This window comes from Micromonospora sp. USAFONa4, assembly GCF_057197825.1.
Window position 1 is genome coordinate 858,039 of record NZ_CM170072.1, and the last position, 13,332, is coordinate 871,370.

Genomic DNA, 13,332 nt, shown 5'->3' on the forward strand with positions numbered 1-13,332 from the left:
TGGTTGCCGGGCCGGTCAATTGCCCGACCGGGTGCGCACGAGGGCGCGACGGACGCCGTCACCGACGTAGGTGAAGGCGAGGACGGCGAGGAAGATCATCACGCCGGGCGGCCACACGAGGTACGGCGCGAGGCGCATGTTCGAGGAGGCCGTCGAGAGCATCGAGCCCCAGCTGGCGGCGGGGGCCTGCACGCCCAGCCCGAGGAAGCTCAGGCTCGCCTCGGCCGCGACGGCGGTGCCCAACGACACCGAGATGACGAGGATGATCGGCGGCAGCACGTTGGGCAGCACGTGCCGCACGGTGGTGCGCAGGGTGCTGCAGCCCAGGGCGATCGACGCCTCGATGTAGGTCTCGTGCCGCACGTCCATCGTGCCGGCGCGGGCCACCCGGAAGAAGCGCGGAGCCATGACCAGGCCGATGGCGAGCATCGCGTTGGTGATGCCGGCGCCGAGGACCGCGACGATGGTGATGGCCAGCACGAGCGACGGGGCGCTCATGAGCGCGTCCATGAGGCGGGTGAGGATCGCGTCGACCCAGCCGCCGCGGTAGCCCGCGATCATGCCGAGGGGCAGGCCGAGCACGAGTGCGACGGCCGCGGCCTGCAGCGCCGCCCACAGCGAGACCCGCGCCCCGAAGATGAGCCGGCTCAGCACGTCCCGGCCGTAGTCGTCGGTCCCCAGCCAGTGCTCGGCGCTCGGCGGCTTGAGCCGCTGGAGCAGGTTCTGCACGTCGGGGTCGTACGGCGCCAGCGCCGGGGCGAGGATCGCGATGAGGGTCAGCACGAGCAGGAAGACGGCCGCCACGATCGTCGCGGGGCGACGCACGATGCTCCTGAGGATGCCGGGGGCGGCGACCGGCTCCGGGTCACCCGTGCCGACGGCCGCCGCGGGCACCTCGGCGAGGACGGTGTCGGTGAGGCCGTCGCCGGGCACGCCGACGTCGGGTGACTCGCTCCCCGGCACGGGGGACGCGGGGGGCCGATTCGCGCTCATGACCGCACCTTCGGGTTGAAGTAGCCGTAGGAGATGTCGACGATGAGGTTGACGAGCACGACGATCGTCGTGCTGAACAGCACGAAGCCGAGCAGCACCGGGACGTCGCGCCCCTGCACGGCCTCGACGGCGGTGCGCCCGAGGCCCGGCATGTTGTAGATCATCTCGATGGTCACCGACCCGGCGAGGACCTCCGCGACGCGGAAGCCGAGGACGGTGATGACGGGGATGCACGCGTTCTTCAGGGAGTGCTTGAACACGACGCTGGCGCGCGACAGCCCCCTCGCCTCGGCGTTGAGGACGTAGTCGGTCTTCATGACCTGCCCGAGCGCCGAGCGCAGCTGCAGGGTCACCTCGGCGGCGGGGAGCAGACCGAGGGCGATGCCCGGCAGGATGAGGTGCGAGAGCCACGGCCAGAAACCGTCGGACAGCGGTTGGTAGCCGAACGCCGGAAACATCTGCAGCCCCACCGCGAAGACCGAGGCGAGCACGAGGCCGAACCAGAAGCCCGGGATGGCGATCGAGATCGAGGCGAACCCGTTGACGATCCGGTCGACGATGCCGCCGGAGCGCAGCGTGGCCACGAGCGCCAGGGTGGCCCCGAGCACGATGGCGAAGATCATCGCGACGAGCACCAGCGACAGCGTCGTGGCCATCCGCCGCGTCAGCAGCTCGGTCACGGTCTGGTCCGAGAGGAAGGATGTGCCGAGGTCGCCGCGGACGACGTCGCCGATCCACATCAGGTAGCGCAGGAGGACCGGATCGTTGAGGTTGAGTTCCTCGCGGATCGCCTCGACGCGCTCCGGGGTCGGTTCGTCGCCGGCGAGAATGACGGCCGGGTCTCCCGGGGCGAGCTCGATCAGGGCGAAGACGAGCAGCGGGACGACGAACAGCAGGGGTATTGCCGCGAGTAGTCGCCTGCCGGCGTAGCGGAGCATGTCCTACCTCGACTCTGAGCGTGGTGCCTGGGACGGAGCCTCGCCCGGCCTGGTGGCGGCGCGGGCGGTGTCGTGTCGCCGCCGGCCCCCACCGCAGCGGGTGGTCCGGCGGCGGCACCACCGGGTGGTCAGGAGCGACCGGTCACTTCGTGACGGCGATGTTGCGCAGATCCCAGATGCCGATGTTCGACATCGGGATGTTGTCGAGGCCGACGACGTTCGCCTTCGCGACGCTCGCGTTGGTCTGGTTGCACAGCGGCACGTACCAGCCCTGCTCGAGCGTCGTCTTCCAGATGTCGTGGTACAGCGGGGCGCGCTCGTCCATCGACAGCGCGGGGTTGCCGGCCTCGGCCGCCTTGGCCGCGACGAGCGAGGGGTCCGCGGCGAGCTTGTAGGTGTTCAGCAGGTAGGTGTTCACCGTCGCCGCCGGGTCGGCCTTCGGGCTCCACGACGTGGCGACCATCAGCTCGAAGTCACCGGCGATGAAGCGCGGCTCGTTCTCGGTGTTGGGCACGGGGTTGAGCGACGCGTCGATGCCGACGGCCCGCAGCGACGCCTGCACGACGTTGGCCGGCTGCTCGGCGTTCGTACCCGCGGCGAAGGTGACGGAGACCTTGGCGCCGCCGGCCTGCTGCACCAGGGCCTTGGCCTTGTCGACGCTGAACTCGTACGGGTAGGTGTAGTTCGGGATGCGGCTCGGGTCCGTCTCGGGCACGAGCTGGCGCGTCGGCGTGCAGTAGCCGCTGAACAGTGCGCTGATCGCCGCCGGGTCGACCGCATGGGCGATCGCCTGGCGGACCTCGGGCTTGGCGACGGCGCCCTTGTTGGCGCGCATGTAGACCCCGACGAGGTTCTTGAACTTCACCTGGTGCTGCTGCAGGCCGCTGCCCGGGGTGACGATCTTCTCGACCGTGGCGATCTCGGCGGCCGAGCTGAGCGGGGCCAGGTCGACCTGGCCGCTCTGCAGGCCGTTGAGGCGGGCCGCGGCGTCGGGCACGCGCTGCAGCTCGATGCCGCCGAGGCGGCCGACGTTCGGGTCCCAGTAGCTGTCGGCCCGCTTGAGGACGAGCTTCTCCTGGGGTACGAGCTGGGTGGCGACGTACGGGCCGGAACCGGCGGTGCCGGGGTTGGTCTTGATGTCGACGCCGTCCTTGATGGCCTTCGGGCTGACCATCATGCCGGCCGTGCCGGTGAAGGATGCGGGCAACTGGACGCCCTTGCCCTTGACCAGCTTGAGGCGCGCGGTCGTCGCGTCGACGACCTCGACCGACTCGATGTCGGCGAGGTCGCCCTTGAGGGTCGAGCCCGCGAGGGTCTTGCCGCGCTCGATGTTGACCTTGACGGCCTCGGCGTCGAACGGCGTGCCGTCGTGGAACTTCACGTCGTCGCGCAGCTTGAGCTCGAGGACGCTGCCGCCGTCGACGAACTTCCACTCCTTGGCCAGGCCAGGGACGATCTTGTCGTCCTTGTCGAGCATGGTCAGCCGGTCCCAGACGAGGAACAGGTAGCCCCAGGCGCCGTAGCTCGTCTGGACGGCGGGGTCGAGGTCGCGCAGCGGACCCGCCGACGCGAACTTGAGCACGGCCGAGGTGTCGATCTCGCCCCCGGAAGCGCTGGTGGTGCCGGAGTTGTCCGGTGAGCTGCAACCGGCCACGGCGAGAGCCCCGATGGCGATCAGCGCGAACACACGTTTCTTGGTCTTGTTCCTGACGCCCATTCTCATCCTTCCAAAAGACGAGCCGAGTCGTTCCGGCTGATCGGTGGTGGTGCTGCCCCGTCCGGCGGCTCAGACTTCCGCGGAGAGGATCAGTGCGCTTGTCGGAACCCCGACGCCCGCCGTCACCAGGACGTTGCGGACGCCGTCGGGCTGGTTGGTCGAGGTCCCCCGGACGAGGCGGACGCCCTCCGCGACGCCGTTCGTGCCGTGCAGGTAGGCCTCACCGATCTGGCCACCGTGGGTGTTGGTCGGCAGCGACCCGGTGACCTCGAGGTTGCCGTCGGCGATGAAGTGCCTGGCCTCACCACGACCGCAGAAGCCGTACTCCTCGAGCTGGTGGAGCACGTACGGGGTGAAGTGGTCGTAGAGGATCGCCGCGTCCATGTCGGCGGGTCCGAGGCCCGACTGGGCCCATAGCTGCCGGGCGCAGAGCTCGACCTCGGGGATCCGGGTGAGGTCCTCGCGGTAGTAGCTGACCATCTGGTACTGGTCCGGTCCCAGACCCTGGGCCGCCCCGACGATGTAGGCCGGGGTGGCGGGCAGGTCGCTGGCGCGCTCGGCGCTGACGACGACCATCGCCTGGCCACCGTCGGTCTCCTGGCAGCAGTCGAACAGGTGCAGCGGCTCGGCGATCCAGCGCGAGGCCTGGTGCTCCTCGAGGGTGAGCGGCTTGCCGTGGAACCACGCCCTGGGGTTGTTCGCGGCGTGCTTGCGGGCGAGCACGGCGACCCGGCCGTAGTCCTCGCTGGTCGCGCCGTACTCGTGCATGTAGCGACGGGCGAACATCGCCGTGTGCTGGGCCGGGGTGAGCAGGCCGTACGGGTTGACCCAGGAGCGGTACTCGTTGTCCGAGGTGGCCTGGGTCTTCGCCGGCGGCGGCCCCTGCCCGAAGCGGACGCCGGAGCGCTCGTTGAAGGCGCGGTAGGCCACGACGACGTCGGCGACGCCGCTCGCGACGGCCATGGCGGCCTGCTGAACGGGGGCGCAGGCGCCGCCACCGCCGTAGGGGATCCGGGAGAAGAACCTCAGCTCGGGGATGCCCAGGCTGCGGGCGACCATGTTCTCCGGGTTGGTCTCCATGGTGAAGGTCGTCATGCCGTCGACGTCGGCGGGGCTCAGGCCCGCGTCGGCCAGGGCGGCCGAGACCGCCTCGACGGCCAGTTGCAGCTCGCTGCGGCCGGAGTCCTTGGAGAACTCCGTCGCGCCGATGCCGACGATCGCGGTGCGCCCCGACAGGAAGTTGGACGTCACGTCACTGCTCCGTTCCGCGGGGCAGGCGCACGGTCACCTCGGAGACGGCGTGCGCGCCCTTGCTGTTCGTGCCACGCACCGCGACGCGCACGGTGTCCTCCTCGACGCCGACGACCTCGCCGGTCAGCCGCATCACGTCACCCGGGAAGTTCGGCACCCCGAGGCGGGTGCTCAGGCGCACCATGCGCGCGGCGGGGCCGGCCCAGTCGGTGACGTAGCGGCCGACGAGCCCGTTGGTGTTGTTGATGCTCATGTAGGTGTCGGGGGTGCCGCGCCGCTCGGCCTGGGCCGGGTCGTGGTGCACGTCCTCGTAGTCGCGGGTCGCGAGGGCGCCGGCGACGATGAGGGTCCGGGTCAGCGGGATCTCGAGCTCCGGCAGCGTGTCGCCGACGCTCACCTGCGCGATGGTGATCTGCGTGCCGCTCACAGCTGCTCCCCCGCGTCGACGAGGTCCGCGAGCTGCTGCAGGTGCCAGGCCCCCGAGCCGGCCGTGTTGGCCAGCTGGGTGGTCCAGAGCATGTAGCGGTGGATCGGATAGGTGACGTCGGCGCCGATGCCGCCGTGCACGTGCTGCACGGTGCGCGCGACGCGGTCGCCCGCCTCGGCGGCCCAGTACTTCGCCACGTGCACGGCCGCGCGGGCCGGCCGCCCGGTCGTCTCGCGCCAGAGCGCGTTGAGGTGGGTGACCTCCATCGCCTCGGTGTCGATGTGGCAGTCGGCGATCTGGTGGGCGACGGCCTGGAAGGTCGCGATCGGCACACCGAACTGCTCGCGCCCCGAGGTGTAGTCGGCGGCCTGGCGCACGGCGGCCTGGCTGACGCCGCTCTGCAGGGCGGCCACGGCGATCCAGACCTGGCGCAGCAGCCAGTCGAGCCGGTCCTCCCCCGGGCCCTCGGCGAGCGGCTCGGCGGCGGCGCCGTCGAGGTGCACGTCGGAGGCGAGCCCCCGGTCGGTGCGCTCGAAGGTGTCGCGGCGCACCCCCGCGCCGGCGGTCGGCACGAGGTAGAGCCCGACCGTGCCCTCCTCGTCGGTGGCCGGGACGACCATCGCGTCGGCGAGGTGCGCCGAGCGGACGCCGACGGCGGTGCCGCTCAGGGTGACCCCCGCACCGTCGGGCCCGGCGCCGGACCGGGCGCGGACGCGGGCGCCGTACGGCCGGGCGTCGGCCAGGTCGTCGACGGCCACGGTGAGGACCGCGTCCCCGGCGGCGACGCGGGGCAGCCACTCGGCCTGCTGCTTGGCGTCGCCGTAGCGCACCAGCGGCAGGACGCCGCCGACGAGGGTCTCCCACAGCGGGACGGTGCCCAGCGTGCGGCCCTGCTCGACGAAGACCCCGGCGACCTCCCACAGGCCCAGCCCGGCACCGCCGTGCTCCTCGGGCACGAGCAGCCCGAGGACGCCGGACCCGGCCAGGTCGCGGTACAGGACGCGGTCGAAGCGGTCCTGCCCGGCCTCGACGTCGAAGAGGCGCTGCGGGTCGCCGTTGCGCGAGAAGACGTCGCGCGCCAGGTCGTTGACCGTGACCTGGTCCTCGGCGAGTTGGAAGTCCATCAGTTCTCCTCTCCGGCGGGCTCCGATGCGGAGGCCGCGGCCCGGAAACGCGGCAGGGTGAGGTTCTCGTCGTAGGCGAGCCAGTCGACCTGCACGGGCATGCCGATCTCGACCTCGTCGGCGTCCCCGACGAAGTCGGCGACGAGCCGCGTGCCCTCCGCCAGGTCGACGAGCACGACGGTGAGCGGGTAGTCGTACCCCGGGGCCTTCGGGTGGTGGCTGACGACGTAGCTGTGCACCGTGCCGCGTCCGCTCGCCTCGACCTCGTGCCACGCGTACGAGTGGCAGGAGGGGCAGGTCGGGCCGGGCGGGTGGCGCAGCGTGCCGCAGTCGGTGCAGGCCTGGATGACGAGGCGACGCTGTGCGGCGGCCTCGAACCAGAAGGCGTTGTCGCGCAGGACGAACGGCCTGTGCCGCAGCGCCGGGTCGGCGGCGGCCGGTGCCGGGGGCCTCGCGCGGGACGGGTCGAAGCGCAGGATGCGGAAGCGCTGGCGGGCCACGACCTCGTCGTCCTGGTCGGTGTAGGTGCGCAGCGTCGTGATGAAGTGGCCGGTGCCCAGGCCCGTGGTCTTGCGCGGGGAGACGTCCTCGATGACCGTCGTCATCTTGATCTCGTCGCCCAGGCGCAGCTCGCGCACGTACTCGTGCTCGTCGTTGGTCGCGACGACCCCGACGAAGCCGGCCTCGGCGAGGATCGCGAGCAGCCGGGCCATGGGGGTGTCCGCCACGGCGCCGGCGGCGGCGGCCGTGTGGGCCTTGTAGCCGACCATGAGCCAGGTGGACAGCATCGGCGGCGGGGCGACGACGCCCTCGCGGCCGGTGGCACGGGCGGCCCGCTCGTCGACGTAGACGGGGTTCTCGTCGCCCATCGCCTCGACGAAGTGGCGGATCATCGCCTGGTTGACGGCGTCCTGGGCGTGGCGGGTGGGCGTGGCCTCGAGGCCGACGAACTCGCGCAGGCGGGCGAGGAAGGCGTCCTCGTCGGTGGCGGGGGCCGCGGTCCGCGTCGTAGTGCTCATGCGGACCGTCCCTTCCTCGGCATGCCGAGGCCGGCGACCGCGATCATGTCGCGCAGCACCTCGTTGGTGCCGCCGCCGAAGGTGTTGATGTAGGAGCCACGGGTGTAGGCCTCCAGTTGTCCGCCGAGGACGGCGTCCGGGGCGCCGGGGCGCCGGGTCGCGCGCGGCCCGACGACGGAGACGAGATTGCGGCAGACCCGGTCGTGGGTCTCCGTGCCGTACACCTTGGCGACCGACGCGGCGGCGGGGGCCGGGTTCTGGCCCTCCGCGACGACGGCGATCTTCCAGTTCAGCAGGCGCATCGCGGTCAGCTCGGCGTAGTCGCGGGCCAGCTCCGTGCGCACCCACGGCCTGTCGAGTACGCGGACGCCGTCGGCGTCGGGCTCGGCGGCCCACGCCGCGACGTCGGTCCACAACTGCTCGGTGCGCCCGCCCATGGCGGCCAGGCCCACCCGCTCGTGACCGAGCTGGCCGGTGATGAGGCGCCAGCCGCCGTTGACCTCGCCGACGAGGGCCCCGGGTCCGACGCGTACGTCCTCGTAGTAGGAGGCGTTGGTGTGGGTGATGCCGCTGGTGGCGATCGGCGTGCAGCTGAAGCCGGGGTCCGAGGTCGGCACGATGAGGATGGTGATGCCCTTGTGCTTCGGGGCGGCGGGGTCGGTGCGCACGGCCATCCAGACGAAGTCGGCCTGGCTGACGCCGCTGGTGAAGACCTTCTGGCCGTTGACGACCCAGCCCCCCTCGGGCGTGGCCTCGGCCCTGGCCTTCAGCGAGGCGAGGTCGGTGCCGGAGCCCGGCTCGCTGTAGCCGATGGCGAAGATGACGTCGCCGGTGAGCATGCCCGGCAGGTAGGTGCGCTTCTGCTCCTCGGTGCCGTAGCGCATGAGCATCGGGCCGATGTTGTTGATGGTGACGAAGGGGAACGGCGCCTGGGCGCGGTTGATCTCGTCGAAGAGGATGTACTGGTCGAGCGCCGGGCGGCCCTGGCCGCCGTACTCCTTGGGCCAGCCGAGCCCGAGCAGGCCGTCCCTGCCGATCTGGCGGATGATCTCGCGGTAGGCCGGGCGGTCCTCGTTGGTGCCGCCCAGCGCCTCGCGGACCTCGGGCGTGAGCAGGCGCGCGAAGTAGGCGCGCAGCTCCCGGCTCAGCTCTCGATGCTCCGGGGTGTACTCCAGGTACATGGATGTCCTCTTCTCGGGGCGTGGGGCGCCCGTCGGCGGGCCGGGCGGGCCGGCGGGTCAGGTGGCCGGCAGGAGCGCGGTGCGCCCGTTGTCGGCGAACTGTTTCTCGAGGTCCTGGACGTCCGCCGCCGTGAGCCGGCGGTACGCGGTGGACGCGCCGTCGCGGACGTAGACGGGGTCGGTCGTGACCCAGGCGGCACGGCGCAGGACCTGCTTGGCGACCTTGCTGTTGCCCGTGGTGGGGATCTCGGTGACGATCCGCACGAAGCGGGGCCGCCACTTGGTGCCGAGGTCGGCCTGCGCGTCGAGGAAGGCGGTGAACGCCTCGGGGTCGAAGCTGGCGCCGTTACGCAGTTGGAGCGCGCACATGACCTGGTCGCCGGTGCGCGGGTCGGGCACGGCGAAGACGGGGGCGACCGCCACCCGGTCCCAGCGCTCGATGATCCGCTCGGCCGGCCCGGCGGCGAAGTTCTCGCTGTCGACGCGGATCCAGTCCGAGGAGCGGCCGGCGAAGTAGAAGTAGCCGTCGGCGTCGCGGTAGGCCAGGTCCCCGGACCAGAAGTCCTCGCCGCGGATCCGCTCGGCGGCGGCCTCGGGGTTCTTGTAGTAGCCCTCGAACCGGGCGGCCATGCCGACTCCGACGAGCTGGCCGATGGCCTCCTCGGCGTTGACGAGCCGCCCGGTCCCGTCGAGCCTGGCCGGCGGGCACTCCAGCCCGGTGGCCTCGTTCATGACCTTGATCTCGGCGCCGGCGACGGCCACGCCGAGCGCCTCGTCGGGCGTTTCCGGGGTGCGGTTGATCCGCATGACGCCCTCGCTGGAGCCGTAGCCCTCGGAGATGACGGCGCCGAAGCGCCGGGTGAAGCGGGCGATGTCGGTGGCCGAGGCCTCGGTGCCGACGGCGCGACGCAGTGTGCTCGTCGCGTCGCGCGGGTCGACCGGCTGGGCCAGGACGTAGGCGAGGGCCCGGCCGACGTAGTTGAAGTAGGTGACGCCGTGCTCGTGCACGTCGCGTACGAAGCCGGACGCGGAGAACTTGCGGACCATGCAGATCGTCGCGCCGCAGACCATGGCGGGCCCGAGGTTGAGCATGACGGCGTTGCCGTGGAACAGCGGCATCGACAGGTAGCTGACCGAGTCGCGGGTCAGCTCGGTGCGGGCCAGCAGCGCCTCGGAGACCGCGGCGAGGCGCCCGTGCGAGCAGATGACCGCCTTCGGGGCCCCGGTCGAGCCCGAGGAGAACAGGAGCAGCAGGTTGGCGCCGGGGTCGACCGCGTCGACGGGCACCGGCGCGCCGGCGTGCCGGGCCAGCCAGGCGGCGTACTCCGGGGAGTCGGTGTTGTGCACCCGCTCGGCGGGGATGCCCAGGTCGAGCCCGTCGACGAGGCCGGCGAGGCGGTCCTCGGTGATGAGCAGGTCGCAGTCGGTGTGCCGCACGTCGTGGGCCAGCTCGGCGCCGCGTCGGGTCGGATTGATCCCGACGACGGTGGCGCCGGTCAGCGCCGCCGCGCAGATCCAGTACACGTGGTCGGGGGTGTTCTCCAGGAGCACCCCCAGGTGCAGCGGCCTGCCCTCGGGCCGGGGCACCTCGGCCAGGGCGGCGGCCCGGTCGGCGGCCTCCTGCACGACCTGGCCCCACGTGATGGTGCGGCCCTCGAAGAGGAGGCCCGGATGGTCGTCACCCGTACGCCCGCGCACGATGTCGCCGAAGACGGCGGGCCCCGAGGTCCGGGCCATCGAAGTCTGAGTCTTCATTGACGTCGCTCCGTCTCGTTCGTCGTCGGATGCGGACCAGCGGCAACAAGCAAGCGCTTGGTCGAGATCGTAGGGTGGGGTGTGACGCAGGTCAAGGCCTGGACAGGGCTTCCCACGGGCTGGCCCCGGCGAGCGCCGAGCGGACCCGGTCGGTGTCCTCACCCCGGCGCCGGGGGGCCCGCGGGATCCCGGCGGGCGTCCGCGAGAAGCGGGGCACCGGGGCCGGCTGGGCGACCCCCTCGACCTCGACGACGGCGCGTCGGGCCCGCACCTGCGGGTGCCCGGCCGCCTCGGCGACGTCCAGCACCGGGTGCACGCACGCGTCGACGCCCTCGAAGACGCCGGTCCACTCCTGCCGGGTACGTCCGGCGAAGACCGCCTCGATCCGCTCGGCCCAGCCGGCCCACCCCGACTCGTCGAACTGCCCCGGCCCGTCCTCCGGCTCGAGGCCGAGGGTGAGCAGGAACGCGCGGTAGAACTTCGCCTCGATGGCCGCGACGGACATGAACCTGTCGTCGGCGGTGCGGTACACCCGGTAGAAGTGCGCCCCGCCGTCGAGGTAGTTCGTCCCGGGGGTGAGGTTCCAGGCGCCCCGCCCGAGCATCGAGCGGATGACCACGGTGAGCAGCCCGCTGCCCTCGAGCATCGAGGAGTCCACGACCTGCCCGCGCCCGGAGGAGACGCGCTCGTGCAGGGCGGCCAGGACGCCGAAGGCCAGCACCATGCCGCCGCCGGCGAAGTCGGCCAGGTACATCGGAGGCACGACGGGGCCGTGCCCGGGCAGGCCGATCGTGTCGAGCACGCCGGAGACGGCGATGTAGTTGAGGTCGTGCCCGGCGGCCGAGGCGAGGGGGCCGTCCTGGCCCCAGCCGGTCATCCGCGCCACGACGAGGCGCGGGTACCGCCCGGTGAGCTCGGCCGGGTCCAGTCCGAGACGCTCGAGCACCCCGGGACGGAACGGGTCGAGCAGCACGTCCGCGTCGGCGAGCAGCCGGTGCACGAGCGGCCGGTCGGCCTCGGACTTCAGGTCGAGCGTGACGGTCGTACGGCCACGGTCGATCGCGTTGACCTGCGCGCGCTCCCGCCGGTCGGGCTCGCCGGGCGGGTCCACCCGCACGACCTGCGAACCGAGGTCGGCGAGCATCATCGTGGCGAACGGCACCGGCCCCTGCCCGCCGAGTTCGAGGACGCGCAGGCCGGTCAGCGGCCCCGCGGACCGCTGGCCGGTGACCGGGCCGGGGGCGGCACTCACGCCTGCTCCCCGGCGCTCGCCGGGACCGGCGTGCGCGTCACGGCGCGGGGGTCCGTGCTCCACGTCTGCGGGGTCACGCCCTCCTCGCGCAGGACCCGCTTGAGGACCCGCCCGACGGCGTTCTTGGGCAGCTCGGCGCGGACCTCGATGTGGGAGGGGACGGCGTACCGCGGGAGCCGGGGGTGCAGCCACTCGAAGAGCTCCGCGGGGTCGATCCGCGCGCCGGACGCCGGCACGACCGTCACCTTGAGGTCGTCCTCGGCCAGCGGGGAGGGGACCGCGTGGACGGCGACCTCGCCGACGGCCGGGTGGGCCGCGACGATGCCCTCGATCTCGAAGCTGGAGATGTTCTCGCCGCCGCGGCGCAGGTAGTCCTTGCCGCGGTCGACGAAGTAGAGGTAGCCGTCCTCGTCGAGACGGCCGTAGTCGCCGCAGTGGAACCACAGGCCCCGGAAGACCTCCAGGGTCTTCTCCGGCTGGCGCCAGTAGCCGTTGAACATGATCGCCGGGCGGGTGGGGCGGGCGACGATCTCGCCGACCGCGCCGACGGGCAGCGGGTTGTCGTGCTCGTCGACGATGCGCACCTCGAAGGAGTCGTTGACCTTGCCGGCGGCCCCGGCGCGGTAACCCCCCGGCGGGGTGAGCGTGATCAGGCTGGCCTCGGTCAGGCCGTAGGCGCCCGAGCCGACCCGCTCGACGCCGAACCGCTCGGTCCAGCGGGCGGCGAGGTCGGCGGTGACCGGCGAGCCGGACACGACGCGCAGTTGGCCGAAGGCCCTGCGGGCGGCCTCGGACTCGGGGGCGCCGGCGATCATCGGCAGCATCGAGCCCATGAGCGCGGCCATCGTCGCGCGGGAGCGCAGGATCTCGTCCCAGAATCCGCTGACCGAGAAGCGCCGCGCGACGTCCATGGCCGAGCCGATCTGGAGCGAGCCCATGACGTGCCCGACGGCGGCCATGTGGAACAGCGGCATCGCCGACCAGAGGACGTCACCGGGGTGCCGCTCGAGGTTCTCGCGCATCTGGCGGGCCATGTTCGCCACGTAGCCGTGGCTGACCAGGCACGCCTTGGACGGTCCGGTCGTGCCGGCCGTGTAGATGAGGTGGCTGGTGGCGTACGCGTCGAGGTCCGGGGTGGTCGTCACCGCCGAGCCCTCGGCGACGGCGGTGTCGAAGTCGACGACCTCGGTGGCCCAGGCGGGCGCCGGGCCCGAGGAGAACCGGCCGGCTGCGGGAGCGCCGACGAGGACCGGCGCCCGTAGCCCCGTGCCGGCGAGGGCGTCGTCGAGGACGGGCACGAACTCGTCCTCGACGATCATCGCGACCGGGTCGGCGTCGAGCACCTGGTGGGCCAGTACGGGGCCACGGTTGCTGGTGTTGAGCGGGACGACGAAACCGCCGCGGAGCGTCGTCGCCCACCAGGCGAGCAGGGCCAGGCGGCCGTTGCGGGCGAGGACGACGACCCGGTCGCCGGGAGCGACGCGGTCGGCGAGGAACCCGGCGAGACGACGCGACGCGGCATCGAGCTCAGCCACGGTGAACGGGGTGCCGGCGAGGGTGAGGGCGAGGTCCGGCTGCTCGTCGAGCAGGCGGGACAGGGCGGGCAGGAGGGGGGTGGCGGCGGTGGGACGGGTCACTGGCTCTGGCTGCCTTTCTTCGGGCCGGCCGGTCGGGT

11 protein-coding genes are annotated in these 13,332 nt (G+C 72.4%); all 11 read right to left on the bottom strand.

The annotated features are described in order from the left end of the window. Nucleotides 1-15: 15 nt before the first annotated feature. Nucleotides 16-993 (bottom strand): ABC transporter permease, encoded by a 978-nt coding sequence (locus AC0OO9_RS03305; RefSeq protein WP_484515458.1) that lies wholly within the window; start codon nt 991-993, stop codon nt 16-18. Beyond that, nucleotides 990-1,931, bottom strand: a complete 942-nt coding sequence (locus AC0OO9_RS03310; RefSeq protein WP_311410287.1) for an ABC transporter permease — start codon at nt 1,929-1,931, stop codon at nt 990-992. The genes AC0OO9_RS03305 and AC0OO9_RS03310 overlap by 4 nt, the downstream gene beginning before the upstream one ends. Nucleotides 1,932-2,073: 142 nt before the next feature. Next, nucleotides 2,074-3,648 (bottom strand): ABC transporter substrate-binding protein, encoded by a 1,575-nt coding sequence (locus AC0OO9_RS03315; protein ID WP_484515459.1) that lies wholly within the window; start codon nt 3,646-3,648, stop codon nt 2,074-2,076. 69 nt (nt 3,649-3,717) lie between these two features. After that, on the bottom strand, nt 3,718-4,899 hold the full coding sequence (locus AC0OO9_RS03320; RefSeq protein ID WP_484515461.1) for a lipid-transfer protein: 1,182 nt from the start codon (nt 4,897-4,899) through the stop codon (nt 3,718-3,720). 1 nt (nt 4,900) lies between these two features. Continuing rightward, nucleotides 4,901-5,326: a MaoC/PaaZ C-terminal domain-containing protein gene (locus AC0OO9_RS03325; RefSeq protein ID WP_207914272.1), complete on the bottom strand. Its 426-nt coding sequence runs from the start codon at nt 5,324-5,326 to the stop codon at nt 4,901-4,903. Beyond that, nucleotides 5,323-6,450, bottom strand: coding sequence for an acyl-CoA dehydrogenase family protein (locus AC0OO9_RS03330; protein WP_484515463.1), 1,128 nt, complete (start codon nt 6,448-6,450; stop codon nt 5,323-5,325). Before AC0OO9_RS03330 ends, AC0OO9_RS03325 begins: the two co-directional genes overlap by 4 nt. Further along, nucleotides 6,450-7,469: a bifunctional MaoC family dehydratase N-terminal/OB-fold nucleic acid binding domain-containing protein gene (locus AC0OO9_RS03335; protein WP_484515465.1), complete on the bottom strand. Its 1,020-nt coding sequence runs from the start codon at nt 7,467-7,469 to the stop codon at nt 6,450-6,452. Before AC0OO9_RS03335 ends, AC0OO9_RS03330 begins: the two co-directional genes overlap by 1 nt. Continuing rightward, the gene (locus AC0OO9_RS03340) at nt 7,466-8,650 is read right to left on the bottom strand and encodes an acyl-CoA dehydrogenase family protein (protein WP_484515467.1); all 1,185 of its coding nucleotides are present in this window, start codon (nt 8,648-8,650) and stop codon (nt 7,466-7,468) included. The genes AC0OO9_RS03335 and AC0OO9_RS03340 overlap by 4 nt, the downstream gene beginning before the upstream one ends. A gap of 57 nt (nt 8,651-8,707) precedes the next feature. After that, the gene (locus AC0OO9_RS03345; protein WP_484515469.1) at nt 8,708-10,405 is read right to left on the bottom strand and encodes an AMP-binding protein; all 1,698 of its coding nucleotides are present in this window, start codon (nt 10,403-10,405) and stop codon (nt 8,708-8,710) included. 91 nt (nt 10,406-10,496) lie between these two features. Continuing rightward, complete coding sequence (locus AC0OO9_RS03350) at nt 10,497-11,657, bottom strand: CaiB/BaiF CoA transferase family protein (RefSeq protein ID WP_484515471.1); 1,161 nt, start codon at nt 11,655-11,657, stop codon at nt 10,497-10,499. After that, entirely contained in the window at nt 11,654-13,294 is a 1,641-nt protein-coding gene (locus tag AC0OO9_RS03355) for an AMP-binding protein (RefSeq protein WP_484515473.1), read from the bottom strand. Before AC0OO9_RS03355 ends, AC0OO9_RS03350 begins: the two co-directional genes overlap by 4 nt. Nucleotides 13,295-13,332 lie beyond the last annotated feature (38 nt).

What these genes read in the sequence shown, in the direction of transcription:
- AC0OO9_RS03305 (WP_484515458.1), bottom strand. Translation starts at nt 993, where the DNA reads ATGAGCGCGAATCGGCCCCCCGCGTCCCCCGTGCCGGGGAGCGAGTCA.
- AC0OO9_RS03340 (WP_484515467.1), bottom strand. Translation starts at nt 8,650, where the DNA reads ATGTACCTGGAGTACACCCCGGAGCATCGAGAGCTGAGCCGGGAGCTG.
- AC0OO9_RS03335 (WP_484515465.1), bottom strand. Translation starts at nt 7,469, where the DNA reads ATGAGCACTACGACGCGGACCGCGGCCCCCGCCACCGACGAGGACGCC.
- AC0OO9_RS03330 (WP_484515463.1), bottom strand. Translation starts at nt 6,450, where the DNA reads ATGGACTTCCAACTCGCCGAGGACCAGGTCACGGTCAACGACCTGGCG.
- AC0OO9_RS03345 (WP_484515469.1), bottom strand. Translation starts at nt 10,405, where the DNA reads ATGAAGACTCAGACTTCGATGGCCCGGACCTCGGGGCCCGCCGTCTTC.
- AC0OO9_RS03310 (WP_311410287.1), bottom strand. Translation starts at nt 1,931, where the DNA reads ATGCTCCGCTACGCCGGCAGGCGACTACTCGCGGCAATACCCCTGCTG.
- AC0OO9_RS03315 (WP_484515459.1), bottom strand. Translation starts at nt 3,648, where the DNA reads ATGGGCGTCAGGAACAAGACCAAGAAACGTGTGTTCGCGCTGATCGCC.